The sequence below is a fragment of the Buchnera aphidicola (Aphis aurantii) genome (genome assembly GCF_039388985.1).
Taxonomy (GTDB): domain Bacteria; phylum Pseudomonadota; class Gammaproteobacteria; order Enterobacterales; family Enterobacteriaceae; genus Buchnera; species Buchnera aphidicola_BL.
Genome location: NZ_CP135021.1, coordinates 1 through 26,885, shown reverse-complemented (window position 1 = coordinate 26,885; position 26,885 = coordinate 1). Strand labels below are relative to the sequence as shown.

Below are 26,885 nucleotides of genomic sequence, written 5' to 3'. Positions count from 1 at the left end.
TAAATCCATATGTGTGGTATTGTTGCTGCAGTAACACAGCGAAATATAATTAATTTTCTTCTTGAAAGTATTCAACGATTAGAATACCGAGGATATGATTCATCTGGATTAGCTTTGATTAATAAAAATAATAATTTTATTCGAGTTAGATGTATAGGAAAAGTAAGTCAATTAATAAAAAAAACAAAAAACAAAAAATTATTTGGTAAAATTGGTCTCGCTCATACAAGATGGGCGACTCATGGAAAAGTTTCAGAAGAAAATACGCATCCACATATCTCTTCACATATTGCTATTGTTCATAACGGTATTATTGAAAACAGTTTTCAACTTCGATTATTTTTAGAAAAACAAGGTTATATCTTTTATTCTGATACGGATACTGAAGTAATTGTTCATTTATTACATTGGGAACAAAAAAAAACAGGTAAATCTCTTTTAGAAGCTATGCATAATAGTCTAATAAGATTACATGGCAACTATAGTATGGTAGTGATGGATACTCATAATTCATCTAGATTAATAGCTGTTTGTTCTGGTAGTCCATTAATTATTGGTTTAGGTATAGGAGAAAATTTTATAGCTTCAGATCAAATTGCATTATTAAATATTACGAAACGCTTTATATATTTAAAAGAAGGAGATATAGCTATTGTTCAACCAGAACAAACTCAAATTTTTAATAAACATAATTCTATAGTCCAAAGAAAGATAATTCAATCTGATATTCAATATGAATGTGTAAAAAAAGGAAAGTATAAACATTATATGGAAAAAGAAATATACGAACAACCAACATCAATTAGAAACACTCTAAAACATTGTTTAAAAAACAATAAAACTATTGATTTTCCAGAGTTAGGAGTGCAAGAAAAAAACATTTTTTTACATTTAGAACATATTCAAATAGTTGCATGCGGAACTTCTTATCATGCTGCAATGGTATCTAAACATTGGTTTGAATCAATAGCCAATATCCCATGTGATGTAGAAGTAGCTTCTGAATTTTCTTCTCGAAAATTAGCAGTTAGAAAAAAAAGTTTTTTCATTACTTTATCTCAATCAGGTGAAACAGCAGATACTTTAACAGCATTAAGAATTTCAAAAAAATTAGGATACTTAGGAAATTTAACTATATGTAATATGAAAGGTTCGTCTTTAGTTCAAGAATCTGATAATTGTTTATTAACTAAAGCCGGAATTGAAATAGGAGTTGCTTCTACAAAATCTTTTACTACACAATTAACTGTTTTATTAATGCTAGTAGCAAAGATAGTAAGTATTAAACAAAAAAAAAATGATATTGAAAAAAAAATTGTAAAAATTCTAAATATTTTACCATATAGAATTGAAGAAATATTAAAAAAAAATCAAGAAATTAAAAATATAGCAAAAAAATTATATCACACCAAAAATATGATATTTCTTGGGAGAAGAGATCAATATCCTATAGCGATGGAAGGAGCATTAAAATTAAAAGAAATTTCTTACATTCATGCAGAAGCGTATCCGTCTGGAGAGTTAAAACATGGACCTCTAGCATTAATCGATAAAAATATACCGATTATTATTACAGCACCAAATAACTCATTGATTGAAAAAACAAAAAAAAATATTCAAGAAATATGCTCAAGAGGTGGTTTAATTTATATTTTTTCTGACGCAGAAATGAATTTAGAAAAAAATATAACACTATTCAAAGTTCCATACGTCGAAGAAATAATAGCACCTATTTTTTATATAATTCCATTGCAGTTACTTGCATATTATATTGCTTTAAGTAAAGGAACAAATATAGATCAACCAAGAAATCTTGCCAAATCTGTAACAGTCGAGTAATAAATTTATATTTGTTTTATATAAAAGAGTATGAGTTTTAATGTTATAAAATAGTCTCATACTCTAAATAAAGTATACTATCATTAATGATTTTAATTTAATTTTCTATCGCTATTTTTAATTTTTTCATAGCATTTTTTTCTAATTGTCGTACACGTTCCGCAGAAATTCCATAATTGTTTGCTAATTTTTGTAAAGTATTTTTTTTATTATTATCCAACCATCTAGATTGAATGATGTCACGACTACGTTTATCTAATCTTAATAAAGCATTATTTAATTTATGTGTTGCATATTCATCCCAATTATCTTGTTCAAATCCGTTAGCAAAATCAGATGTTTTATCTTTTAAATAAGGCATATTTAAATTATTTTTACTATCTTTCAGATCTTCATCTGGAAATGAATTAAAAGTTATATCCTGCGCTGACATACGAGATTCCATCTCTCTAACATCATCAGTACTTACACCTAACTCTCTAGCAACTATTTCAATTTCCTCTTTATTAAACCAACCTAATCTACTCTTACTTTTTCTCAAATTAAAAAATAATTTTCTTTGAGCTTTTGTAGTAGCTACTTTAACAATTCTCCAGTTTCTCAGTACATATTCATGTATTTCAGATTTAATCCAATGAACAGCAAATGAAACTAAACGAACTCCAATTTCTGGATTAAATCTTCTAACTGCTTTCATCAAACCTATATTTCCTTCTTGTATTAAATCAGCTTGAAGCAAACCATACCCTGAATAATTACGTGAAATATGTATAACAAATCGAAGATGAGAAAGAATTAAAGTTTTAGCGGCGTCTAAGTCGCTATTATATCGCAAACGTTGAGTTAATAATTTTTCTTCTTTAATAGATAACATAGGCCATAAATTAGCTATTCTAATATAAGCATCTAAGTTACCCAATGATCTTACAGACAAAATCTGTACTTTATTAGTCATTTTAATTACCGAATGAACAAGATATATTTAATTATTGTAAATATGTAGAATTTTTAATCATACTTTAGTTAAAATATAAAATCAAAAATTTATATAAATATTAAATATATCTAAATAAAATAAATAATATGAATTATTCATACTTTTCAATATAAAAAAATTACTTTATATCATTAAAAATAGCATTAATAAAATCATTACTATTAAAATCAAGCAAATCAGTTGATTTTTCACCAGTACCAATATAACGAATAGGAATAGAAAATTTATCTGACAACGCGAAAATAACCCCGCCTTTTGCCGTTCCATCTAATTTAGTTAGAATAAGTCCCGTTAAATTAATCGATTTATGAAACATTTCAGTTTGATTAATTGTATTTTGTCCATTACAAGCATCAATTACTAATACTATTTCATGTGGAGCAGAAGTATTTAACTTTTTAATTACTCTTACTATTTTTTTTAGTTCCTCCAATAAATGTTGCTTATTATGAAGTCTACCTGCTGTATCGATAATTAAAACATCGATTTTTTTTGAAATGGCTGACTTAAATGCATCAAATGCTACAGCAGCTGGATCAGCTCCGAAAGTTTGCGCTATAACTGGAATTCCATGTATTTTTCCTAATGTTTGAAGCTGATCTATTGCTGCGGCTCGAAACGTATCTGCTGCCGCTAACATAACAGATTTTCCATTTAATTTATATTTTTTTGCCAATTTTAAAGCAGTTGTAGTTTTTCCCGTGCCATTTACACCAACTATTAGTATCACAAACGGAGTATGATTCGAGATTAATAAAGGGATTTCTACTTTTTTTAAAATTAAATGCATTCTTTCTTTTAAAAGAAAATATACTGCTTTTGGGTTTTTTAGTTCTTGACGATTAGCATCGTTAATTAATCCTTGAATAATTTTTTCGGTAGTATTAATGCCAACATCAGATAAAATCATAATTTCTTCTAATTTTTCAAATAAAACTTTATCTACATGTTTTAAAGAAAAAATACGACTAATTTTATTTCCAAAAAAAATTTTAGTTTTTTTTAAACTTTCTTTTAATTTAAAAAAAAAATTTATTTTATGTTTATTTGAATCTATTTGATTTTTTTTAGTTATTTTTGAATTAATCCAAGAGAATAAATTATTTTTTTTATTATCAGTCATATGAATAACTCCTTATAAAAAGTACAGTCTATTGTTTTAATATTAAAAAATTCAAAATTAAATATTTATTTAAATTTTATTTAATAATAAAATAAATTATATCACTATATATCATTAATATAGATAATCTAATAAAATGTATAATTCTTCTTTTAAAAACAAATCAAAAGTTTATATTATTTCAGGTAATCTTAAAGGAAGAAAATTATCTTTTAGAAATAATATAAATGTACGTCCAACAACTAATCGAATCAAAGAAACACTTTTCAATTGGCTGTCTAAATATATTCAAAATGCTTATTGTCTAGATTGTTTTTCAGGTAGTGGAGCACTAGGTTTGGAAGCTATCTCTCGAAATGCACAATTTGTTACTTTCTTAGAAATAGAAAAACAAAATATATTGTCGTTAATAAATAATACAAAAAAACTTAATATATCTAATTTAGAAATTATACATACAAATACCTTGAATTGGCTTAAAAAACCTCGAAAATCATACGATATAATATTTATAGATCCACCATATCATAAAAAATTAATAGAAAAAACTATCACTTTATTAGAGCAAAATAAATGGATAAAAAATCAATCAATAATTTATATAGAAACAACAAAAGATCAAAATTTTTCAATATCAGATCATTTTACTTTATATAAAAAAAAAATAACTAGTCGAATTTCATGCTATCTTTACATTTTTACAATAAAAAACTGAAATTTAAAAATATTTATTAATTTATATGGATCACATTTTTATGAAAATTTTAATTTCTAAAAATATAAGTTTAGATTTATTTTGTAAAAACCCTATTCAAATTATAAAAAAAACTAAAAATGGCACTTTATCTATATCAAAAAATAAAAAAATTTTATTTTATGTGATCACCCCATCAGTGTTAAAAAAAATATTTGATCTTGAATATAATTTTGAACAAGAAAATATCAATCAAGAAGAAAATATTAAAAAAAAATTTGCTATGCATCAACAATGGACTCCTGATAAAGATTTTATTCGAAAAGCCGCATTATGGGGAATAATATTAGAAGAAGAAGTGTCTAAGCATGAGCTCACTGCTTTTATTGCTTATTGGGAGGCCGAAGGTTGTTTTTACTATCATGTGCAATGGGAGCAAAAATTAGCAAGAAACTTGCAAAAAGTTCGTTCTTTTAATTCAATAAACAAACAAAAAGATATTACTTATATACCATCTCCCGATCAAAAAACACCTGATGGATTTAGAGGAAAATAATGACATTTTACACCGAATTTTTTAGACGTCTTCAAAGAATTATGCCTAATAACATCAAACCTAAATTTGAAAATGATCAGGATTTATTAGCTTGGAATCAAGAACAAGGGAGAATATCTTCTGAATTAATATTGCGTGAAAATAAAGCGATGAAAATGCAGCGAGTTTTAGGAAGATCCGGCATTCGCGAGTTATATCTTAATTGTTCATTTGAAAATTATAAAATTGAACATGAAGGACAAAGAAAAGCACTGAAAGCAGCAAAACGATATGCTGAAGAATTCAATGAAAATATTGCAAGTTTTATATTTTCAGGACGACCTGGAACTGGTAAAAACCATTTAGCATCAGCTATAGGAAATTATTTAATTTTACATGGAAAAAGTATTTTACTTGTAACAGTGGCAGATTTAATGTCTAACATGAAGGGTACATTCAGCGGTTCTAGTAATATTACTGAAGAGAACTTATTACATAATCTAAGTAGTGTTGATTTATTAATGATTGATGAAATTGGCATGCAAACTGAATCTAGATATGAAAAAGTTATTATTAATCAGATCGTTGATAGAAGATCATCATCAAAACGATCAACTGGTATGTTATCTAATTTAAATCATAAAGGTATGAAAAATTTATTAGGTGAAAGAGTAATTGATAGAATGCGATTAGGTAATAGTTTATGGTTAAATTTTGAATGGGAAAGTTATAGACAATATGTAAAAGGTGATGAATACTAGAAAAATTAATTTTTATTTAATTCTGGCTATATATTCACCAGATCGTGTATCTACCTTAATTAAAGAGCCAACTTGTATAAAAAATGGAACTTTTACAACAGCGCCTGTACTCAATTTGGCTAATTTAGTGCTATTATTGATAGTATCGCTTTTTGAAGTCGATTCGGTATCTGTTACTTTTAATTGAACAAAAATATTAGGTGTGATCAAAATTGGTTTATTGTTCCAAAATGTAATAATACAAGTATCTTGCTCGATTAACCATTTCGAATTTAATCCAACAATTTTTTTTTCTACTGAGAAATCCTCAAAAGTATTATTGTTAATGAAATACCAAAAATTACCATCGTTATATAAATAAGACAGTTTTTGTTCTGAAATATCTGCAATTTCCAAGGAATCTGTTGATTTAAATGTTTTTTCAATTAATTGATTTGTTAATAATTTTCTTAATTTTAAACGAACAAAAGCTTGCCCCTTTCCAGGTTTAACAAATTCACTACATTCTATTAAACAAGGTTCTTTTTCAAAAATAATTTTACAACCAATACGAAAACTATTGCTTTGATATACTCTCATTATACCTCTATAAAATATTTAATTTTAAAAATAATTTTACCAACCTAAAAACAATACTTAAATATCAAAATCTTAAATATTTAAGAATTTTGTAGAATTTTTGATTTTTTTAAAATTAAATAACATTTTCAAAATGAAATAAAAATTTAAGCTGATCTAATATAAATTGATTGTATAGTTTCAAATTTATTAATTAACAATATTTATAACTGAAAATTTTTTTTCAAGTATATTCTTTCCTCAGACAATATATCTAAGGAAAGAAATTTTTAAATTAATTTAATTAACGATTAACTAAAAAATTTTACATCATTCCGCCCATTCCGCCCATTCCGCCAGCAGGAGAGGAATTTACGTCAGGAGATTTGTCATCTTTTGGTGAATCTGTAACCATGCATTCTGTTGTAATCATTAAACCAGCAACAGAAGCAGCATATTGTAAAGCAGATCTTGTGACTTTAGTAGGATCTAATATACCAAAATCAATCATATCTCCATACTCATCTGTAGCGGCATTATAACCATAATTACCTTTTCCATCTTTTACATTATTAGTAACTACAGAAGGTTCTTCGCCTGAATTGGAAACAATTTGACGTAAAGGAGCTTCCATAGCACGTAACGCAACTCTAATTCCAACATTTTGGTCTTCATTTTGACCACGTAAACTAGAGATTTTTCCAGCAACACGAACCAATGCAACACCACCACCAGCAACAACACCTTCTTCTACAGCAGCGCGAGTCGCATGTAACGCATCTTCAACACGAGCTTTTTTCTCTTTCATTTCTACTTCTGTTGCGGCTCCTACTTTTAACACTGCAACACCACCAGATAATTTAGCTAAACGTTCATTTAACTTTTCTTTATCATAGTCGGAAGTAGCTTCTTGAATTTCTTGTCGAATTTGACCAATACGACTTTGGATAGCATGTTTTTCGCCTATACCACCAATGATAGTTGTTGTATCTTTGTTTATAACAACACGTTTTGCTTGACCTAAATCTTCTAAAGTAGATTTTTCTAATTCCATTGCTAGTTCTTCTGAAATAACAGAACCGCCAGTTAGAATAGAAATATCTTGTAACATTGCTTTTCTTCTATCACCAAATCCTGGAGCTTTTACTGCAGCAACTTTAACAATACCACGCATAGAGTTAACCACTAAAGTTGCTAGTGCTTCCCCTTCTAAATCTTCTGAAATTATTAATAATGGTTTTCCAGCTTTTGCAACAGATTCTAATATTGGAAGCATTTCTCGAACATTAGAAATCTTTTTATCAGCCATTAAAATATATGGATTTTCTAATTCAACAATTCCAGTTTCTGGTTTATTGATAAAGTAAGGAGATAGATAACCTCTATCAAATTGCATACCTTTAACTACTTCAAGTTCATTTTGTAAACCTGTTCCTTCTTCTACCGTAATTACTCCATCATTACCAACTTTTTCCATAGCTTCAGCAATTAAAACGCCTACTTTTTCATCAGCATTAGCAGAAATAGTACCAACTTGTGTAATTGCTTTAGAATCAGAGCATGGTACAGATAAATTTTTTAATTCTTCAACAGCACTAATCACTGCTTTATCAATCCCTCGTTTTAAATCCATAGGATTCATTCCAGCAGCTACAGCTTTTAAACCCTCGTTTACTATTGATTGTGCTAATAATGTCGCTGTTGTAGTTCCATCTCCTGCTGCATCATTTGCTTTAGATGCAACTTCTTTTACCATTTGAGCTCCCATATTCTCGAATTTATCTTCTAATTCGATTTCACGAGCTACTGATACACCATCTTTAGTGATACTAGGTGCGCCAAAAGATTTATCTAACACTACATTTCTACCTTTTGGGCCCAAAGTTACTTTAACTGCATCAGCTAATACATTAACTCCGCGAAGCATTTTAATTCGAGCTTCATTACCAAATTTTACATCTTTAGCGCCCATTTTGACATTTCCTTAAATATAATTTTTTTTATGGAGATGGATGAAAGCATAGTTTACTATTCAACAATTGCTAAAATGTCACTTTCAGTTAAAATTAATAGCTCTTCATTATCAATTTTTTCTGTTTTTGCACCATAACCTTCATTAAAAATTACAATATCTCCTACTTTAACATCTAATGGTTTAATTTCCCCATTATCTAATACGCGACCATTACCAACTGCTGTAACTGTTCCTCGGTTTGACTTTCCAGCAGCAGAACCTGTCAGAACAATGCCACCAGCAGATTTTGATTCTGCTTCTTGACGTTTTACAAGTACACGATCATGCAACGGACGAATTTTCATATGATAATACTCCTGTGAATAATCCTGCTTAAATTATTAGTTGATTTTATAAAATTTAATATTTTCTCTTTAATATTAAATATAGGGATCTTTATTAAAACTTTCAAGGGTAAAAATTATTTTTAATGATTTTTTTTTCTTGTCATTAAATATAATTGAAATTAACTTGATAAAAAAAGTATTGACAAAGTTTTATCTTTGATGATTTAATGTAAAAAATGCCCGGATAGCTCAGTCGGTAGAGCAGGGGACTGAAAATCCCCGTGTCGGCGGTTCAATTCCGCCTCCGGGCATAAATAATTTTATTTCCCTATACAAAAAGTAGAAAAAATTTTTTCCAATAAATCATTTGAAGTAAAATTACCTGTTATTTCTCCTACTGATTTACTCATTAAACTTAATGATTCCGCTAATAATTCAATATTTTTATATTTTAACCATTCTTTTTGGGCTTTTAAAAATTCAAAATAAGACAAATCAATTTGGTGTATATGACGTCTTCGAGCAACAAATAAACCTACTTGATCTTTATATTTTTCTGCTTTTATTAGATGTTTTTTTAATATATCTACTCCTTGACCTGTCAAAGCAGAAAGACTAACAAAATAAAAATCTCCTATTTTTTGTATATCAAAATTATCTTTTAATAAATCATTTTTATTCAATACAAAAGTTATTTTTATAGAATTATTATAAGAATGAATCTTTTTAATAAAATTATTTGATATTTCTTTTTGCTTTTTCGGATCGATTGTTTTGTCTATCACAAACAAAACATGATCCGATTTATTAAGAGCTTCCCAAGCACGATTAATACCTATTTTTTCGATTTCATCGTCCGTCTTATGAAAACCTGCAGTATCAATGATTTCACATAAAAAACCATTGATATTTATATATTCATAAAGAAGATCACGTGTTGTTCCTGGAATATTTGTTACGATTGCCCGATCACGTGAAGATAAAATATTTAATAAACTAGACTTTCCAGCGTTAGGAGGGCCGAAAATAATGATTTTTTTCGCTTCTCTTATTACACTTTTATCTGAAATTATTTTTTTTATTTTTAAAAATTGACTATTCAACTGTTTAAAATTTTTATGAATAATATTATTACAATCAAAATTTATTTCTTCTGAAAAATCTATACTTGATTCTACATCAACACGAAATTTAATAAGAATTTTTAATAAAATACGTATATAAATTGAAAAACTTCCTTCTAAGGAATTCAATGAAGCTTTAACCATAGATTCAGTCTCAGAATTAATTAAATCATCTATTGCTTCTGCTTGAATTAAATCAATTTTACCATTGAAAAAAGCACGTTCACAAAATTCGCCAGGTTTAGCTAATCTTATATTTTTAATAGATAAAATTCTTTTTATCAACAAATCTATTATCAATGGACTACCATGACCTTGCAATTCTAAGACATCTTCTCCTGTAAAGGAAAAAGGAGCTGGAAACCATAAAGATATACCTTGATCTAAAACTTCATTATTTTTATTTAAAAATTTTGTATAAGTAGCAAATCTAGGTTTAGGTATTTTCCCTAAAATTTCCATAGCAACTTGTTTTGCATCAATTCCAGAAATTCGTAATATTCCAACAGAACTTTTTCCGGGATGTGTCACTTGAGCGACAATAGTATCATTTTGCATTATGAAATATTTTCTTGTTTAAGACAAATTTCAAATTAAAGTAAAAATTTTATTTTAACGATTTCTTTTGAAAATTTAGTAAAATCATTTTTTGCTGTATAATAGTAACTAAATTACTAATAATATAATATAAAACTAATCCTGAGGGAAACCATAAAAAAAACACTGTAAAAACAACGGGCATAAAATGCATAATTTTTTGTTGTAACGGATCTGAAATATTATTTAATGATGTTTTTTGAATAAAAAACATTGTAATACCCATAATAATTGGTAAAACATAATAAGGATCTTGAGCAGCTAAATCTTTAATCCATAAAACAAATGGAGCATGACGAAGCTCAACAGATCCAATTAACATATAATATAATGATAAAAAAATAGGCATTTGTATAAAAACTGGTAAACATCCTCCTAATGGATTTATTTTTTTTCTTTTATATAAGCTCATCATTTCTTGACTCATACGTTGCTTATTATTCCTAAAATTTTTTTTTATTTCATTAATCTTAGGTTGTAATTGACGCATTTTAGCCATAGAAATATATTGTGCTTTTGTTAAAGGATACGTGATAGCTTTCATAATAAACGTAATTAAAACAATAGAAATGCCCCAGTTACCGACAATATTATATAAAACACTTAATAATTTAAATAACGGTTGAGATAAAAACCAAAGCCATCCATAATCTACTGTTAAATTTAAATTAGGAGCAACTAATACCATATCTTTTTGTATTGCTGGCCCTATCCATAATTTTGATTTTACAACCGCTTGAGAATTTGAAGGAACATTAAAGGAAGAAGATTTATATCCAATAGTAGCAATTTTCTGATTAACACAAGACGTATAAATAGTATTTAAATTTACATCTTCTTCAGGTATCCAAGCTACAGAAAAATATTGCTGCAACATCGCAACCCAACCACTTTTTGTAAGAATATGTAATTGTTCATTTTTCAAGATATTATTGAACTTGTATTTTTCATATTTAGTATCTAAGCTTGAATACGCAGCTCCTCGAAATGTTTTTAAAGCAAAATTACCACTGTAAATATCACGTTTCTTAGGAAGTTGAATCGTTTGATTAAGTTGCCCAAACATACGTAATTGTAAATCATTATGACTAAGATTATTTATATTATATTCTACTTCTATATCATATTTCCCTGGCTTTAAAACAAAAGTTTTAGTATAAACAATGTTATTATCTTTAGTAAAACTTATTGGAACACGCAATTCTTTTTGATTGTTTTCTAGCTCAAAAAAATGATTTTTTGCATGGTAGAGTGGTCGATGATCATTTTCCATATTATCTGGACCGTCCTTACCAATCAATCCACTTTGTGCTTGATAAATAAAATCTGATGCTGTTTCTAGTAACTTCAATGGTTTAGGAGAATTTAATTTTTCTTTATAAGCTAATAAACTAGCTTCTTCTATATCACCTCCATACATATTTACAACTAAACGTATTACATCATTTTTAATAATAATTTGATTTTTATAATTTTTTTTTGAAGAATTAAAATTTATACTATTTTTTTCATTTTTATGAACATCAGAAAATGATTGACTTTGCCATTCTTGCCAAAGAAAAAAAGAAACGAATAAAAATATAAAAATAAAAAAATTACGCTGTACTTCCATAATTAATATTCACTTTTATCTTTTATATTTAAAGGTGCTATATTACATCTATTCGGATATAATGGATGACATTTCAATAAACGAAAAATTGTTAATTTTATACCTTTAATTATACCGAATTCACGTAACGATAATAGCATATATGTCGAACAAGTCGGATAAAAACGACAATGTGGTCGCATTAAAGGACTAATACAATATTGATAAATTAAAACAAAAAAACTAAAACAAGATATAATTATTGATGATAATTTAACCATAAACTCTCCAATATATTAATTATATTTCTATTTTCTAAAAAAATACTATTTTTTTTAGCTATGACTACAAAATCCATAGCAATTAATTTATGCTGTAATAATCGAAAAGTTTCTCGAATTAATCTTTTGATTATATTACGTTTATAAGCATATTTTATATTTTTCTTCGGTATACTAATTCCTAATCTAGGGTATCCTAATAAATTAGGACGACCTAAGATTATTAGTTCAAGTTTTGTTTGAATATAATATTTTTCAAAAACATATTTAAAATGAATAGATTTTAACAATCTATATTTTTTTTTAAACAAATAATTTAATACCATACCAAATCCATTATTTACTAGACACGCTCAAACGAGCTCTTAATTTAGCGCGTCTTCGTGATAAAATATAACGACCATTTTTAGTTGCCATTCGAATTCTAAATCCATGTGAACGATTACGTTTTAATATTGATGGTTGAAAAGTACGTTTCATTTTGATATTCACCCAAAGAAAAATTAATAAAATTTTATAATTAGTCAAATTTAAACTATAAGGAAACAATTTTTTAAAAATAAAAAACAAACTATTACATGATTATTTTTGAAAAACTAAAAAATATATTCACAAATTTTTTGATGTTTTATTTTTTATATTTAAGTAAGCTATTGTTTTTTAAAAATAAAATCAAATCACTAAAATATATTAAATTTTTTTCGGTACCCTCACTCATTCTTCAACTGTGTAACTTGAATTTAAAAAATATAATATTATATAATTTTTGATATAAAATTTATATTTAAGTTATTTAATTCTGTTCGATTGGAGTTTAATGTGTCACTTTGTCTTTGGAAACAGTGTCTTGACCGGTTACAAAATGAGCTTCCATCTACAGAATTTAGTATGTGGATAAGATCTCTAAAAGCCAAATTAAATAATAATATTTTAGAAATATATGCTCCAAATCAATTTATATTAGAATGGGTAAAAGACAAATATTTAATTACTTTTAAAAAAATACTAAAAGATTTTTGTGGTTTAAATACACCCTTAGTAACATTTAAAGTATATCAAAATTCTAAAGAAAAAAAATTTAAAAAAAATACCTTAAATCATATAAATAAAATAAAACAAAAATGGAACAGAATTCCTATTTTACATAAGTTACCTTATCGTTCTAACATTAATAAAAAAAATAAATTCGATAATTTTATAGAAGGAAAATCTAATCAATTAGCACGTGCGGCAGCTTCTCAAGTTGCTCATAACCCTGGTAATTCTTACAATCCACTTTTTTTATATGGAGGAACTGGATTAGGAAAGACGCATTTACTTCATGCAATTGGAAATGAAATATTAACATATAAATATAACATGAAAATAATTTATATGCACTCTGAGCGTTTTGTTCAAGATATGGTAAAAGCTTTGCAAAATAATGCAATTGAAAAATTTAAGTTACATTATCGATCAGTTGATGCATTATTAATTGATGATATTCAATTTTTTGCAAATAAAGAACGTTCGCAAGAAGAATTTTTTCATACATTCAACGCTTTATTAGAAGGAAACCAGCAAATTATTTTAACTTCAGATCGTTATCCCAAAGAAATAAACGGTGTAGAAGATAGATTGAAGTCAAGATTTGGATGGGGTTTGACTGTTGCTATAAACCCACCAGAATTAGAAACAAGAGTAGCTATATTAATTAAAAAAGCCGATGAAAAAAACATTACATTACCTGATGAAGTTGCTTTTTTTATTGCTAAACGTTTATGCTCGAACGTTCGTGAGTTAGAAGGAGCCCTAAACAGAATTATTGTTAACGCTGATTTTTCTCATAGAACTATTACAATTGAATTTGTACGAGAAACCCTTAGAGATATATTAGCGCTGCAATCAAAACTGATTACAATTCACAATATTCAAAAAACAGTTGCAGAATACTATAAAATTAAAGTATCTGATTTATTATCTAGAAGACGTTCTCGATCAGTAGCAAGACCAAGACAAATGGCAATGGCTATAGCAAAAGAATTAACTAACCATAGTTTACCAGAAATTGGAGAAGCTTTTAGTGGAAGAGATCATACTACAGTATTACATGCTTGTCGAAAAATTGAACAATTACGAGAAGAAAATAATGATATTAAAGAAGATTTTTCCAATTTAATTAGAACTCTATCAGTGTGATTTTATGAAATTTACTATTGAAAATAATATTTTAGTTGAAAATTTAAAGAAAATTAGTCGAATATTAATTAAAAATAATTCATTTCCTATTTTAGAAAATATTCTTATAGAAATAAAAAAAAATACACTATCTTTAACTACTACAAATTTAGAAATTGAAATAATCTCAAATATTAAAATATACAAAGCACATCAAAAAGGAAAAATAACTATTTCAGGCAAAAAATTATTAAATATTTGTCGAAATTTATCAGAAATATCAACTATACAAATAGAACTAAAAAATAAAAAAATATATATTTCTTCTGAAAAAAGCAATTATATATTATCAACCTTACCGGCTGACGATTTTCCTAATCACCAAAATTTTAATTATACTTCTAATTTTAACATATCATCAGATATTTTAAAAAATATGATAATTAAAACTGAATTTGCTATGGGAAAACAAGATGTGCGTTATTACCTAAACGGTATGTTATTTGAAATAAAAGATAAATTTCTTCAAAATGTTGCTACAGATGGATATCGATTAGCGACATCATATATATCTTTAAAAGAAGAAGTCAATCCTTTTTCTATTATTATTCCAAATAAAGGAATAATGGAAATACTTAGATTATTAAATGTAAAAGAAACGTTATTACATGTTTTAATTAATACTAATAGTTTAAGAATACATATAAATAATTTAATTTTTACAACTCAATTAATTGAGGGAAAATATCCTGATTATAATAGTGTTTTATTAAAAAATTTAGATAAACCTATTATAATTAATAAAAGTTTGTTAAAAAAATCATTATTACGAACTTCGGTCTTATCGAATGAAAAATTTTCTGGAATTGAAATAAATATTAAAAAGAATGAATTAAAAACGATATCTGATAACCAAGAAGAAGAAATTGCAGAAGATAGATTTCATGTTCAATATTTTGGTAATACAATAGAAATATCGATCAATGTTTATTATATACTAGATGTCCTTAATACTATCGATTGCGAAAACATCTTATTATTTTTAAATAAATCTAAATCCTCCATACAAATTAAACCAGAAAACAATTCTTCAACTGTTTACGTTATAATGTTACTCAAACGTTAACTTAAAAAAAATTGATAATATAAAATAAATATTTAGAAAACAAAAATAATTAATTTTTTAAAAATATTCCAAAATAAACAACAGGAACACTTATGAAAGTTGATAACTACAATTCTTCTAATATTCAAATCCTTAGAGGACTAGATGCAGTACGTAAAAGACCTGGAATGTATATTGGAGATACTGATGATGGCAGCGGATTGCACCATATGGTTTTTGAAATTGTAGATAATTCTATTGATGAGGCATTAGCTGGATTTTGTAAAGAAATAATAGTTATTATTCATAAAGATAATTCTGTATCTATCCAAGATGATGGTAGAGGAATCCCAACAGATATACATCATGAAGAAAAAGTTTCAGCCGCAGAAGTTATTATGACTTTATTACATTCGGGAGGAAAGTTTGATAATTCTTCATATAAAATCTCCGGAGGATTACATGGTGTAGGAATTTCAGTTGTTAACGCTTTATCAGAAAAACTAGAATTAATAATATATAAAAACTACAAACAATATAAACAAATATATAAAAATGGAATTCCTGAGGCACCTTTATCAATAGTTGGAAAAACAAATAAAACAGGCACATATATCAGATTTTGGCCAAGTTATAAAACTTTTACAAACAAAAGAAAATTTCAATATGAAATTTTATCTAAACGTTTACGTGAACTATCTTTTCTTAATTCTAATATTTTTATTTATTTAAAAGATTATAGAAATGAAAAAGAAGATTGCTATCATTATAGAGGTGGCATTAAAGCTTTTATTAAATTTTTAAATAAAAATAAAACAATAATTAATTCAAACATTTTTTATTTTAAATCTACTAAAAACAATATTGAATTAGAAGTCGCTATACAATGGAACGAATCGCATAAAGAAAATATATGTTGTTTTACAAATAATATACCTCAAAAAGATGGTGGAACACATTTAGCGGGTTTCCGTGCTGGAGTTACACGTACATTAAACTTATATATTGAACGAGAAGGATATAATAAAAAACATAAAACTATTGTAACAGGAGAAGATACAAGAGAAGGTTTAACAGCAATTATATCAATCAAGCTATCTGATCCAAAATTTTCTTCACAAACAAAAGATAAACTAGTTTCATCTGAAGCAAAAGCAGCAATAGAATCATTAATTAATGAATATCTTATTGAATATCTTCTAGAACATCCTTCTGATTCAAAAGGTATAATTCACAAAATAATAAATACAGCAAAAACAAGAGAAGCCGCAAAACGTGCCAGAGAAATAAATAAGAAAAAAGGAATATTGGATTTAGGAGGGTTACCCGGGAAATTGGCTGATTGTCAAGAAAATGATCCTAAAGTATCAGAAATTTATTTAGTAGAAGGAGATTCCGCAGGAGGATCTGCAAAACAAGGAAGAAATAGAAAAAACCAAGCAATTTTACCTCTGAAAGGGAAAATATTAAATGTACAAAAATCAAAATTTGATAAAATGATTTTATCTCAAGAACTAGCAGCTTTAATAACAGCTTTAGGATGTGGAATTGGAGAAAATGAATATAATTTAGAAAAACTAAGATATAATTATATTATTATCATGACAGATGCAGATGTTGATGGAGCTCATATTCGAACATTATTATTAACGTTTTTTTATCGTCAGTTACCTGAATTAATTGAGAAAGGATATATTTATATTGCCCAACCACCTTTATATAAAGTAAAAATAGGAAAAAAAGAAAAATATATTAAAAATGATGAAGAAATGAAAAAATATCAAGTAAAAATAGCTTTAAAAAGTCTTCTTATAAAGAATAAAAAAAACAAAAATATTGAAGAAAATACAAAAATATTTAAACAAATTGTTTCTGAATTTAGCCAAATCCAAATTCGTATAAAAAAAAGCAAAAATTATTTTCCCGAAATAATATTACATGAACTTATTTATCAACCGCATTTAAACCATTTACATAATAAAGAAAAAGTCATTATATGGATAAACAAATTAACAGAAACATTAAATCAAAAAGATCAAAATAACACGCTTTATCAATCAAAAATTAATCAAAAAGAAAATGAAAATATATTTGAACCAAGTATAATGACATCTAGATATGAGCATCATAATCAATATGAATTTACAGAAAAATTTTTTAACAGCCCAGAATATATTGAAATTGTTAATTTAGGAGAAAAATTTAAACAATTTCAAAAATACCAAAATTTTATAGAAAAAGAAAACAAAAAATATATAATCAATGATATTAAAAGCACTATAGAATGGTTAACTAATGAGTCTAAAAACAATTTATTTATACAACGGTATAAAGGACTTGGAGAAATGAACCCAGATCAATTATGGCATACTACAATGAACCCTGAAACAAGAAACATGCTACAAGTTACAATTAATGATGCCATTTCAGCTAATAATTTATTTAATACACTTATGGGAGATGCGGTTGAACCTAGACGAAAATTCATCGAACAAAATGCATTAAATGCTGAAAACATAGATATTTAAAACTAATTGCGGCAGGAAAAACCAGCCGCGAATATATTATTTGAATTTATCCATCATTTCAAGAACACGAAGTTTTGCAATTTCTTTAGAAATTTGAATTAAAAGATCATCTTTTTTCATTGTGTTGTCTTGATTTTTAAAATATTCTTCAGCTTGTTTTTTTGCTTCCAAAATACGTTTTCGATCTAAATCTGAACCGCGAATAGCAATATCTGCTAAAATAGAAATAATAGAAGGTTGAATTTCTAAAATTCCTCCTGATATATAAAGATACTCTTCTGTTTGATCTTGATGAAATATATATATTATTCCCGGTTTAATAATACTTAATAATTGAGAATGACCGGGATATACACCCATTTCTCCTTCACTACCAGACACTCGTATTTTCTTAACTAATCCAGAAAATATACGTTTTTCAACACTAACAATATCTAAATAAAAATCCATAGATACATCCAAAATATTTATTATAATTTATAATTTTTTTGATTTTTTTTTCACTTCTTCAATTGAACCAACCATATAAAATGATTGCTCTGGTAAATCATCAAATTCACCTTCTATTATTCCTTTAAAAGCTCGAATATTATCTTTTAAAGGCACATATTTTCCTGGAATACCAGTAAATACTTCTGCTACAAAAAATGGTTGTGATAAAAACCTTTGTATTTTACGTGCCCTGGAAACTAATTTTTTATCTTCTTCTGAAAGTTCATCCATCCCTAATATTGCAATAATATCTTTTAACTCCTGATATCTTTGTAGTATTGACTGCACTCCACGCGCTGTATTGTAATGTTCATCTCCAATAATATAAGGATCTAATTGTCGACTTGTAGAATTTAGAGGATCAATAGCTGGATAAATACCTAAAGATGCAATTTGACGACTTAATGTTACTGTAGAATCTAAATGTGCAAACGTCGTAGCAGGAGATGGATCTGTTAGATCATCTGCAGGCACATAAACAGCTTGAACAGAAGTGATTGATCCTTTTTTTGTAGAAGTAATTCGTTCTTGCAATAAACCCATTTCTTCGGATAATGTAGGTTGATATCCTACAGCAGATGGCATTCTCCCCAATAATGCAGAAACTTCAGTTCCAGCTAAAGTATAACGATATATATTATCAATAAATAACAAAACATTTTTTCCTTCATCACGAAATTTTTCTGCAATTGTTAATCCTGTAAAAGCAACACGTAATCGATTTCCTGGAGGTTCATTCATTTGACCATATACTAAAGATACTTTATCTAATACTTTAGACTCTTTCATTTCATAATAAAAATCATTTCCTTCCCGAGTTCGTTCGCCAACTCCAGTAAAAACCGAATAACCAGAATGTTCTATTGCAATATTTCTAATTAATTCCATCATATTTACGGTTTTTCCTACACCCGCTCCCCCAAATAAACCAACTTTTCCACCCTTTGAAAACGGACAAATTAAATCAATAACTTTGATACCTGTTTCTAAAATCTCTTGAGAAGTATCTTGCTCTTGATAATTAGGAGGAGACCTATGAATTTCCCAATGTTCTATTTGAGAATTATCCATATTTTTTAAAGGACCTTTGTTATCTATAGTATGACCTAAAACATTCATTATTCGACCTAACGTAGCCTGTCCTACAGGTATTTTAATATAATGCCCGAGATCAACTACAGTTAAACCTCTTTTCAAACCATTTGTAGATCCCATGGCAATTGTTCTTACAACACCAGAACCTAATTGTTGTTGAACTTCTAAAATTAGTTTTAATTTCTCATTTTTCACTTCCAAAGCATTGTATATTTTTGGCACCGCACTTTGATTAAATTCTACATCTACTACGGCGCCAATAATTTGAATAATTTTTCCAGCAGCTATCATTGAATACCTCTAAATAATTTTAATCTACTGATACTGCCGATGCTCCAGCAATAATTTCGTTTAATTCTTGAGTAATATTCGCTTGACGAACCTTATTATAAATCAACTGAAGTTCTTTAATGCGATTTCCACTATTATCTGTTGCGGTTTTCATAGCAACCATACGAGCAGCTTGTTCACTTGCAATATTCTCTAAAATACTTTGATAAATTTGAGATTCAATATAACGATCAAATAACGTATCTAAAATTAATTTTGATTCCGGCTCGTATAAATAGTCCCATTTTTCTTTGATTAATATATTTTTTTCAGGAGATAAAGGCAGAAGTTGATTAACTATAGGATACTGAGACATTTTATTATGAAATTTATTATAAGCAATAAATACTTTGTCAATTTTATTATTTTGATATTTTTCTAGAATAATTTGTATAGATCCAATTAATTTTGATAAATCTGGGTTCTCTCCTATATTGGTTACCTTAGCAAGGATAGAACTTCCATACAATTTAAATACAGATAAACTTTTTAAACCAAATAATATTAAATCACAAGGAATATTTATGTGCATAAATGCTTTAATTTTTAATAGTACTTGTTTAAAAAGATTAGTATTTAAACTTCCACATAAACCACGATCAGTTGAAATAATAATCATACCAACTTTTTTAATTTCTCGATTTTCTAAATAACTATGTTGATATTCTAAATTACCTTTAAGGATATGCTGAATAACTTTTTTAATTATTTCACAATAAGGCCTACCTAAACGCATTCGTTCTTCTGTTTTTCGCATTTTAGAAATAGCTACCATTTCCATGGCTTTAGTAATTTTTTTAGTGCTTGTAACACTAGTTATTTGATTTTGAATATCTTTTATACCCACTTAAGTATCTTCTCTTATCTATCGTGCTAATTTGGGAGAAAGGTGAGGTGAAATGCATTATAAAATTAAGTACTTTTAAATTTTTTAATTAATTCAATAAATTGATTTTTAACTTTATCATCAAAATTTTTATTTTGATTAATTTCTATCATGAGATTTGGATAATAACTATTTGCATATACTAAAATATCTCGTTCAAATTGAGCTATTTTTTCAAGAGAAATATCGTCAAGAAAATGATTTTCTGAAATAAAGAACATTAATGCCTGATTCGATATACTTAACGGATTATATTGTTTTTGTTTAAGTAATTCCGTAATTTTTTGACCATGCATCAATAATTTTTGTGTTGTTGGATCTAAATCTGATGCAAATTGAGAAAATGCTGCAAGTTCATTATATTGGGCTAAAGCTGTTCGAATACCAGAAGATAATTTTTTAATGATATTAGTTTGAGCAGCACTACCAACTCGTGAAACAGAAATACCAGCATTTACAGCAGGTCGAACACCTGAATTAAACAAGCTAGATTCTAAAAATATTTGACCATCAGTAATAGAAATTACATTAGTTGGAACAAATGCAGAAACATCACCAGATTGTGTTTCAATAATAGGAAAAGCTGTAAGTGATCCAGTTTTTCCAACAATTTTATCTTTTGTTTTATTTTTTATATATTCTTCAGAAACACGAGCTGCTCTTTCTAATAAACGAGAATGCAAATAAAATATATCCCCAGGAAAAGCTTCTCTTCCGGGAGGACGTCGTAATAATAAGGAAATCTGACGGTAAGCAATTGCATGTTTTGAAAGATCATCATATACAATTAAAGCATCTTTCCCTTGATCTCTAAAAAACTCTCCCATCGCACAACCCGAATATGGAGATAAATATTGTAAAGATGGAGCTTCAGCAGCAGCAGCAATAACAACAATAGTATTTGATAAAGCATCATATTCTTCTAATTTTTTCACGACGTTAATAACAGTAGATAATTTTTGACCTATAGCAACATAAATACAAAAAACGTCAGATTTTTTTTGATTAATGATAGTATCTATTGCAAGTGCAGTTTTTCCTGTTTGACGATCTCCAATAATTAATTCGCGCTGCCCTCGACCAATAGGAATCATAGCATCAATAGCTTTGTAACCCGTTTGTATTGGTTGATTAATTGATTTACGTTCAATCACCCCTGGAGCATTGGCTTCTACTGGTAAAAAACTATCATGTTTTATAATACCTTTCCCATCAACAGGACAACCTAATGCATTGACAACACGACCTAAAAAATTTACACCCACAGGAACTTCTAAAATTTTTCCTGTGCACCTTACTTTAACACCTTCGCAAATATGAATATAAGGCCCTAAAACTATTGCAGAAACTGTATCTCTTTCTATATTAAGTGCAATAGCATATTCATTATTAGGTAATGAAATCATTTCTCCCAACATAACTTCAGAAAGACCATATATTTTTATAATACCATCGTTAATCGAAATAATAGTTCCTTCATTATAGGATTGATTAAAAACTTCAAATTGAACAATTCTTTCTTGAATTAATTTACTAATTTCTGTGGAATTTAATTGCATATATTGTTCTCTTAAAAATTTAATGCTGAAAATAATTGTTTTAAATGATTTCGTATAGAAAAATCAAAAATTTGATCATTTATTTTTATAATTATACCATCAAGTATATAATCATTAATGTGATATATAAATTTAATTTTAGAAGATAATATTTCTTCTAAAAAAAGCTGTATTTTAAGAATTTGATCTTTTTTTAAAATAGATGCTGATGTTAATTCGACAATAGTAATTTTTTGATAAGAAGCTTCTAACTGAAGAAATTGTTTTAATATATTATGAAATATTTTAAACCGCTGGTTATACGCTAATAATTTTATTAAATTTTTTGAATATTCATCAAGATGTTCATTAATAATAAATATTAAAAATGATGATAAATAATGTGAAGATAAAGATCCAGACAAAAATCTTTGAATTTGTTTAAGAGAGATAATTTTATTAATCAAGATTAATGTTTTTTTCCATTTTTTTATTGAATTATTTTTTTTTGCTATTTCAAAAATAGCTTGAGCGTAAGGTCTTGCAATAGTATCAAATGACATTAAATATTACCTACATTGATTTCTCATCTCTGATAATAAATTAATTATATTATTCATAAAAAATTTACTTTTATCTTCTTTAATATTTTTTTTAATAATTTTTTCCGCCATTAAAGCAGATAAACCAAGAATTTCTTTTTCTAAATTTTGACGTGCATGTAGCATTTGAATATCAATTTCTGACTGACTATTTAACAAGATTTTTTTAGTTTCTTCAATAGCTTTATTTTTTGCATCTTCTAAAATCAATAATTTCTGTGCATTTGCTTCATTTAAAATAAAAGAAGCTTTTTCTTTTGTATCTTTCAGCATTTGATTCATTTTTGCTTGAAGAACAAGATATTCTTGTTCAATTCTTTTCGAAGAAACTAAAGTATCTTCAATTTTTTTTTGTCTAGTTTCTATAGCTAAAATAATTGGAGGCCATATATACTTCATACAAAACCAGACGAATAAAAAAAATGAAATTGCTTGCCCAAAAATTGTTGCATTAAGATTCACGATTATATGCCTTATTTCGAATTCAAGATTAATCTTTACGCCATTCAAAAACGTAAAGATTTTACTAAGTATTTAAAGTAAAAAAAATTTTTTAAAAATAAAAACTTAAGAAATAGCAAATAGCATGTATAAACCTAAACCTACAGCAATCATAGGAATTGCGTCAACTAAACCCATTACTACAAAAAATTGTGTTCTTAGTAAAGGAATTAAATCAGGTTGCCTTGCTGCTCCTTCTAAAAATTTTCCACCTAAAATACCAATGCCAATAGCAGCACCAATTGCAGCCAACCCAATCATAATAGCCACTGCGATATATAACATATCAATATTTAAATTATCCATTATAAACCTCGGTTTTTAATAGGATTATAGTCGAATTTTATCTTAATGAGATTGTGAAGCTATTGATAAATATACAATTGTCAACACCATAAAAATAAAAGCTTGCAAAGATATTATTAAAATATGAAAAATAGCCCATGGAACATTTAAAAAACATTGAGACCACCATGGCAACAAACCTGCAATTAAAATAAAAATCATTTCACCAGAATACATATTACCAAAAAGTCTTAATCCTAACGAAATAGGTTTCGATAATAGAGAAACAAATTCTAATAAAAAATTAAAAACAAAAAATATAGGGTGACTAAAAGGTTGTAAAGTTAATTCCTTTAAAAAACCAATATATCCTTTAATTTTGATACTATAAAATAAAATCAAAATAAATACTGCTAATGACATTGATAAGGTAATGTTTACATCTGCAGATGGAACAACACGAATCGCTGGCAATTGAAATAATCTTTCAAAACATAAAGGTATGAAATCAATTGGAAATAAATCCATAAAATTCATTAAAAACACCCACATAAAAATTGTTAGCGACAATGGTGCGATAATAGGATTATTGCCCTGAAACATACCTTTTATATTAGATAATATAAATTCAAAAACAATTTCAACAAAAGCTTGTGACTTATTAGGAACACCGGTCGTAATTTTTTTTGCGACCATATAAAAAACACCTGTAAAAACGCATCCTAATATAAAAGAAAAAATTATTGAATCAAGATTTAAAATCCAAAAATGAGAAACAATACTTTCAGGTTTCACAATCTTAAAATTCAGTAAATCTATTTGTAAATGATGTAAATGATGACTGATATATTTTTGCGGATTAGATATTGGTTCTAAAAACATAATTTTTTCTCATTTATTTTATATTAAATTCAATATAAAAACATAAAGTTTTAAAAAATTTTATTTTAAAAAAAGTAAAATAAATTGTTTAAATAAATGTTTTAAACATTCACTAATTCTCTTTAAATTAAATATTTAAATTATATATTTAGAAATAATTATATTACATTTTAAATTAGACAGTAAATTATATTATCAGTTTTTTATAAGCTTCTTTTTTTAAATGTATTAATAAAACAGATATAGATGCCGGTGTAATTCCAGAAATTCGAGATGCTTGACCAATAGAAACTGGTTTATAATCATTTAACTTAGCAACGGCCTCATTGGATAAACCTTTTACTTTAGTATAATCGTATTGAGATGGCAAAAAAGTATTTTCATTTTTTAAATGTTTATTAATCTCTTCTAATTGCCGTTTAATATAACCTTCGTATTTTATTTCATTTTCTACATAATTAATAACTGAAAAATCAGATGTATTTGATCGCAAAATATTTAAAGAAGATAAATTTTTATATGTAATTTCTGGTCGTTTTAATAAATCAAAAAAATCTGTTTCTTTAGTTAATAAAATATCTAAAAAACTATTTAAAAGTTTGGCATTAGAAGATTTTGGGTGTATTTTTGTTGTTTTTAAATATTTCATTTCAGAATTAATTGTATTCAACTTACTCTGGTAATAAGCCCACCTAAAATCATCAATTAATCCAAATTTTCGACCAATTTCAGTAAGACGTAAATCAGCATTATCTTCCCTTAAAATCAAACGATATTCAGCACGTGAAGTAAACATGCGATATGGCTCACTAGTTCCTTGTGTGGTCAAATCATCAATAAGAACGCCTAAATAAGCTTGATCACGCCTAGGAAACCATTGCTTCTGACCCAATGCAAATAGCCCAGCATTTAAGCCTGCTAAAAGCCCTTGAGAAGCAGCTTCCTCATACCCAGTAGTGCCATTAATTTGACCTGCCAAAAAAAGACCTTTAATCCATTTACTTTCTAAAGTCAAATTTAAATCTTTAGGATCAAAAAAATCATATTCTATTGCATACCCTGGATCAATAATTTTGGATTTTTCCAAACCTTTAATTGATTTAATTATTTGTTCTTGAACTTTTAACGGTAAACTAGTTGAAATACCATTAGGATAAATCTTTAAACTTGATAAACCTTCAGGCTCTAAAAAAATCTGATGCGAAGTTTTGCTGGGGAAACGCATAACTTTATCTTCAATAGAAGGACAATATCGAGGTCCTAAACTTTTTATTAAGCCCTTATAAAGTGGACTTTTATCTAAATTATCACGTATTATTTGATGTGTTTTTTCATTTGTATGTGTAAGATAACACGGTATTTGTAAAGGATGATCTGAAGTCTTTCCTATAAAAGAAAAAACTGGAGTAGGACTATCTCCATATTGTTTAGATAAATTCTTAAAATCAATAGTATTGATATCAATTCTAGGAGGAGTGCCTGTCTTTAATCGATTAACACGTAAAGGTAATTCTCTTAAACGACATGCTAAATCTAAAGAAGCTTTTTCATTTTTTCTACCTGCCGAATAACTATCTAAACCTATATGTATTTTACCACCTAAAAATGTACCTGTAGACAAAACAACTGATTTCGAATAAAAACTTATTTGACTTTGCGTTAAAACCCCGATTACTTTATAATTTTTAACAATTAAATCTTTTATTTCTTCTTCTAGTATTAACAAATTTTCTTCTTTGTTTAATAATCGCGCTATATTTTTAGAGTAAAGAAATCTATCAGCTTGTGCTCGAGTAGAACGTACAGCAGGACCTTTCTTGCTATTTAAAATCCTAAACTGAATACCTGAAAAATCAATTGCTCTAGCCATTATTCCACCCAAAGCATCAATTTCTTTTACCAGATGACTCTTTCCAATACCACCAATAGCTGGATTACAAGATAAAACACCAATATCATTCATACTTTTGGTTAATAATAATGTTTTACATCCTAATCTTGAAGAAGCTGATGCAGCTTCACTTCCAGCATGTCCTCCACCAATAATAATTACATCGAAAGTTTTTAGATTTGATTGCAACAT

At 27.0% G+C, this 26,885-nt stretch carries 26 protein-coding genes and 1 tRNA gene; 8 read left to right on the top strand and 19 right to left on the bottom strand.

From position 1 onward, the window contains the following. Window positions 1-9: 9 nt before the first annotated feature. Window positions 10-1,839, top strand: coding sequence for a glutamine--fructose-6-phosphate transaminase (isomerizing) (gene glmS / locus RJT32_RS00135; RefSeq protein ID WP_343154278.1), 1,830 nt, complete (start codon window positions 10-12; stop codon window positions 1,837-1,839). Window positions 1,840-1,936: 97 nt separating this feature from the next. Here glmS and rpoH read toward each other — a convergent pair whose 3' ends face one another. Further along, window positions 1,937-2,794, bottom strand: coding sequence for an RNA polymerase sigma factor RpoH (gene rpoH, locus RJT32_RS00130; RefSeq protein ID WP_343154277.1), 858 nt, complete (start codon window positions 2,792-2,794; stop codon window positions 1,937-1,939). A 160-nt stretch (window positions 2,795-2,954) separates the two neighbouring features. Further along, the gene (gene ftsY, locus RJT32_RS00125) at window positions 2,955-3,959 is read right to left on the bottom strand and encodes a signal recognition particle-docking protein FtsY (RefSeq protein ID WP_343154276.1); all 1,005 of its coding nucleotides are present in this window, start codon (window positions 3,957-3,959) and stop codon (window positions 2,955-2,957) included. Between the two features lie 136 nt (window positions 3,960-4,095). Between ftsY and rsmD the strand changes: the two genes are divergently transcribed. From rsmD to dnaC, 3 genes are read left to right on the top strand one after another with little or no spacing between them, the layout of a single operon-like run. Next, the gene (gene rsmD / locus RJT32_RS00120; RefSeq protein ID WP_343154275.1) at window positions 4,096-4,674 is read left to right on the top strand and encodes a 16S rRNA (guanine(966)-N(2))-methyltransferase RsmD; all 579 of its coding nucleotides are present in this window, start codon (window positions 4,096-4,098) and stop codon (window positions 4,672-4,674) included. 40 nt (window positions 4,675-4,714) lie between these two features. Further along, window positions 4,715-5,209 carry a primosomal protein DnaT gene (dnaT, locus tag RJT32_RS00115; protein ID WP_343154274.1) on the top strand — a complete coding sequence of 165 codons (495 nt, stop codon included), beginning with the start codon at window positions 4,715-4,717 and terminating at the stop codon, window positions 5,207-5,209. Further along, entirely contained in the window at window positions 5,209-5,949 is a 741-nt protein-coding gene (dnaC, locus tag RJT32_RS00110; RefSeq protein ID WP_343154273.1) for a DNA replication protein DnaC, read from the top strand. The genes dnaT and dnaC overlap by 1 nt, the downstream gene beginning before the upstream one ends. A 12-nt stretch (window positions 5,950-5,961) precedes the next feature. Here the strand turns inward: dnaC and efp are convergent, their stop codons facing one another. From efp to RJT32_RS00095, 3 genes are all read right to left on the bottom strand, one after another. Further along, window positions 5,962-6,528: an elongation factor P gene (gene efp, locus RJT32_RS00105; RefSeq protein ID WP_343154272.1), complete on the bottom strand. Its 567-nt coding sequence runs from the start codon at window positions 6,526-6,528 to the stop codon at window positions 5,962-5,964. A 304-nt stretch (window positions 6,529-6,832) separates the two neighbouring features. Beyond that, the gene (groL, locus tag RJT32_RS00100; protein WP_343154271.1) at window positions 6,833-8,479 is read right to left on the bottom strand and encodes a chaperonin GroEL; all 1,647 of its coding nucleotides are present in this window, start codon (window positions 8,477-8,479) and stop codon (window positions 6,833-6,835) included. Between the two features lie 56 nt (window positions 8,480-8,535). Then, a complete protein-coding gene (locus RJT32_RS00095) occupies window positions 8,536-8,826 on the bottom strand; it encodes a co-chaperone GroES (RefSeq protein WP_343154270.1) in 291 nt (96 codons plus the stop codon). A gap of 220 nt (window positions 8,827-9,046) precedes the next feature. Here RJT32_RS00095 and RJT32_RS00090 point away from each other — a divergent pair. Further along, window positions 9,047-9,119 (top strand) — tRNA-Phe (locus tag RJT32_RS00090). Window positions 9,120-9,128: 9 nt separating this feature from the next. Here the strand turns inward: RJT32_RS00090 and mnmE are convergent. From mnmE to rpmH, 5 genes are read right to left on the bottom strand one after another with little or no spacing between them, the layout of a single operon-like run. Further along, window positions 9,129-10,493 (bottom strand): tRNA uridine-5-carboxymethylaminomethyl(34) synthesis GTPase MnmE, encoded by a 1,365-nt coding sequence (gene mnmE, locus RJT32_RS00085; protein WP_343154547.1) that lies wholly within the window; start codon window positions 10,491-10,493, stop codon window positions 9,129-9,131. Window positions 10,494-10,539: 46 nt separating this feature from the next. Then, complete coding sequence (yidC, locus tag RJT32_RS00080) at window positions 10,540-12,141, bottom strand: membrane protein insertase YidC (protein ID WP_343154269.1); 1,602 nt, start codon at window positions 12,139-12,141, stop codon at window positions 10,540-10,542. Window positions 12,142-12,143: 2 nt separating this feature from the next. Beyond that, entirely contained in the window at window positions 12,144-12,401 is a 258-nt protein-coding gene (yidD, locus tag RJT32_RS00075; RefSeq protein ID WP_343154268.1) for a membrane protein insertion efficiency factor YidD, read from the bottom strand. Further along, window positions 12,380-12,727 (bottom strand): ribonuclease P protein component, encoded by a 348-nt coding sequence (rnpA, locus tag RJT32_RS00070; protein WP_343154267.1) that lies wholly within the window; start codon window positions 12,725-12,727, stop codon window positions 12,380-12,382. The genes yidD and rnpA overlap by 22 nt, the downstream gene beginning before the upstream one ends. 10 nt (window positions 12,728-12,737) lie before the next feature. Continuing rightward, window positions 12,738-12,881: a 50S ribosomal protein L34 gene (gene rpmH, locus RJT32_RS00065; RefSeq protein ID WP_158339793.1), complete on the bottom strand. Its 144-nt coding sequence runs from the start codon at window positions 12,879-12,881 to the stop codon at window positions 12,738-12,740. Window positions 12,882-13,220: 339 nt separating this feature from the next. Between rpmH and dnaA the strand changes: the two genes are divergently transcribed. The 3 genes from dnaA (at window position 13,221) to gyrB (ending at window position 18,191) form a co-directional block, all read left to right on the top strand. After that, complete coding sequence (dnaA, locus tag RJT32_RS00060; protein WP_343154266.1) at window positions 13,221-14,579, top strand: chromosomal replication initiator protein DnaA; 1,359 nt, start codon at window positions 13,221-13,223, stop codon at window positions 14,577-14,579. 4 nt (window positions 14,580-14,583) lie between these two features. After that, window positions 14,584-15,684: a DNA polymerase III subunit beta gene (gene dnaN, locus RJT32_RS00055; RefSeq protein ID WP_343154265.1), complete on the top strand. Its 1,101-nt coding sequence runs from the start codon at window positions 14,584-14,586 to the stop codon at window positions 15,682-15,684. 92 nt (window positions 15,685-15,776) lie between these two features. Further along, window positions 15,777-18,191, top strand: a complete 2,415-nt coding sequence (gene gyrB, locus RJT32_RS00050; protein WP_343154264.1) for a DNA topoisomerase (ATP-hydrolyzing) subunit B — start codon at window positions 15,777-15,779, stop codon at window positions 18,189-18,191. 36 nt (window positions 18,192-18,227) lie between these two features. Here the strand turns inward: gyrB and RJT32_RS00045 are convergent, their stop codons facing one another. From RJT32_RS00045 to mnmG, 9 genes are all read right to left on the bottom strand, one after another. Further along, a complete protein-coding gene (locus tag RJT32_RS00045) occupies window positions 18,228-18,641 on the bottom strand; it encodes a F0F1 ATP synthase subunit epsilon (RefSeq protein ID WP_343154263.1) in 414 nt (137 codons plus the stop codon). Window positions 18,642-18,668: 27 nt separating this feature from the next. Continuing rightward, a complete protein-coding gene (atpD, locus tag RJT32_RS00040) occupies window positions 18,669-20,066 on the bottom strand; it encodes a F0F1 ATP synthase subunit beta (RefSeq protein WP_343154546.1) in 1,398 nt (465 codons plus the stop codon). A gap of 22 nt (window positions 20,067-20,088) precedes the next feature. Continuing rightward, a complete protein-coding gene (atpG, locus tag RJT32_RS00035) occupies window positions 20,089-20,955 on the bottom strand; it encodes a F0F1 ATP synthase subunit gamma (protein WP_343154262.1) in 867 nt (288 codons plus the stop codon). A gap of 65 nt (window positions 20,956-21,020) precedes the next feature. Further along, window positions 21,021-22,553, bottom strand: a complete 1,533-nt coding sequence (atpA, locus tag RJT32_RS00030) for a F0F1 ATP synthase subunit alpha (RefSeq protein WP_343154261.1) — start codon at window positions 22,551-22,553, stop codon at window positions 21,021-21,023. Between the two features lie 11 nt (window positions 22,554-22,564). Further along, window positions 22,565-23,095, bottom strand: a complete 531-nt coding sequence (gene atpH, locus RJT32_RS00025; RefSeq protein ID WP_343154260.1) for an ATP synthase F1 subunit delta — start codon at window positions 23,093-23,095, stop codon at window positions 22,565-22,567. A gap of 6 nt (window positions 23,096-23,101) precedes the next feature. After that, on the bottom strand, window positions 23,102-23,596 hold the full coding sequence (locus RJT32_RS00020) for a F0F1 ATP synthase subunit B (protein ID WP_343154259.1): 495 nt from the start codon (window positions 23,594-23,596) through the stop codon (window positions 23,102-23,104). Between the two features lie 105 nt (window positions 23,597-23,701). Beyond that, complete coding sequence (gene atpE, locus RJT32_RS00015) at window positions 23,702-23,941, bottom strand: F0F1 ATP synthase subunit C (RefSeq protein WP_343154258.1); 240 nt, start codon at window positions 23,939-23,941, stop codon at window positions 23,702-23,704. 42 nt (window positions 23,942-23,983) lie between these two features. Further along, the gene (gene atpB / locus RJT32_RS00010) at window positions 23,984-24,802 is read right to left on the bottom strand and encodes a F0F1 ATP synthase subunit A (RefSeq protein WP_343154257.1); all 819 of its coding nucleotides are present in this window, start codon (window positions 24,800-24,802) and stop codon (window positions 23,984-23,986) included. Window positions 24,803-24,989: 187 nt separating this feature from the next. Next, a complete protein-coding gene (gene mnmG / locus RJT32_RS00005; protein ID WP_343154256.1) occupies window positions 24,990-26,885 on the bottom strand; it encodes a tRNA uridine-5-carboxymethylaminomethyl(34) synthesis enzyme MnmG in 1,896 nt (631 codons plus the stop codon).

Excerpts from the sequence above, each read along its gene's own strand:
- glmS (WP_343154278.1), top strand. The coding sequence starts at position 10 with ATGTGTGGTATTGTTGCTGCAGTAACACAGCGAAATATAATTAATTTT.
- rpoH (WP_343154277.1), bottom strand. The coding sequence starts at position 2,794 with ATGACTAATAAAGTACAGATTTTGTCTGTAAGATCATTGGGTAACTTA.
- ftsY (WP_343154276.1), bottom strand. The coding sequence starts at position 3,959 with ATGACTGATAATAAAAAAAATAATTTATTCTCTTGGATTAATTCAAAA.
- rsmD (WP_343154275.1), top strand. The coding sequence starts at position 4,096 with ATGTATAATTCTTCTTTTAAAAACAAATCAAAAGTTTATATTATTTCA.
- dnaT (WP_343154274.1), top strand. The coding sequence starts at position 4,715 with ATGAAAATTTTAATTTCTAAAAATATAAGTTTAGATTTATTTTGTAAA.
- dnaC (WP_343154273.1), top strand. The coding sequence starts at position 5,209 with ATGACATTTTACACCGAATTTTTTAGACGTCTTCAAAGAATTATGCCT.
- efp (WP_343154272.1), bottom strand. The coding sequence starts at position 6,528 with ATGAGAGTATATCAAAGCAATAGTTTTCGTATTGGTTGTAAAATTATT.
- groL (WP_343154271.1), bottom strand. The coding sequence starts at position 8,479 with ATGGGCGCTAAAGATGTAAAATTTGGTAATGAAGCTCGAATTAAAATG.
- RJT32_RS00095 (WP_343154270.1), bottom strand. The coding sequence starts at position 8,826 with ATGAAAATTCGTCCGTTGCATGATCGTGTACTTGTAAAACGTCAAGAA.
- yidC (WP_343154269.1), bottom strand. The coding sequence starts at position 12,141 with ATGGAAGTACAGCGTAATTTTTTTATTTTTATATTTTTATTCGTTTCT.
- yidD (WP_343154268.1), bottom strand. The coding sequence starts at position 12,401 with ATGGTTAAATTATCATCAATAATTATATCTTGTTTTAGTTTTTTTGTT.
- rnpA (WP_343154267.1), bottom strand. The coding sequence starts at position 12,727 with ATGGTATTAAATTATTTGTTTAAAAAAAAATATAGATTGTTAAAATCT.
- rpmH (WP_158339793.1), bottom strand. The coding sequence starts at position 12,881 with ATGAAACGTACTTTTCAACCATCAATATTAAAACGTAATCGTTCACAT.
- dnaN (WP_343154265.1), top strand. The coding sequence starts at position 14,584 with ATGAAATTTACTATTGAAAATAATATTTTAGTTGAAAATTTAAAGAAA.
- gyrB (WP_343154264.1), top strand. The coding sequence starts at position 15,777 with ATGAAAGTTGATAACTACAATTCTTCTAATATTCAAATCCTTAGAGGA.
- RJT32_RS00045 (WP_343154263.1), bottom strand. The coding sequence starts at position 18,641 with ATGGATTTTTATTTAGATATTGTTAGTGTTGAAAAACGTATATTTTCT.
- atpA (WP_343154261.1), bottom strand. The coding sequence starts at position 22,553 with ATGCAATTAAATTCCACAGAAATTAGTAAATTAATTCAAGAAAGAATT.
- atpH (WP_343154260.1), bottom strand. The coding sequence starts at position 23,095 with ATGTCATTTGATACTATTGCAAGACCTTACGCTCAAGCTATTTTTGAA.
- atpE (WP_343154258.1), bottom strand. The coding sequence starts at position 23,941 with ATGGATAATTTAAATATTGATATGTTATATATCGCAGTGGCTATTATG.
- atpB (WP_343154257.1), bottom strand. The coding sequence starts at position 24,802 with ATGTTTTTAGAACCAATATCTAATCCGCAAAAATATATCAGTCATCAT.
- mnmG (WP_343154256.1), bottom strand. The coding sequence starts at position 26,885 with ATGTTGCAATCAAATCTAAAAACTTTCGATGTAATTATTATTGGTGGA.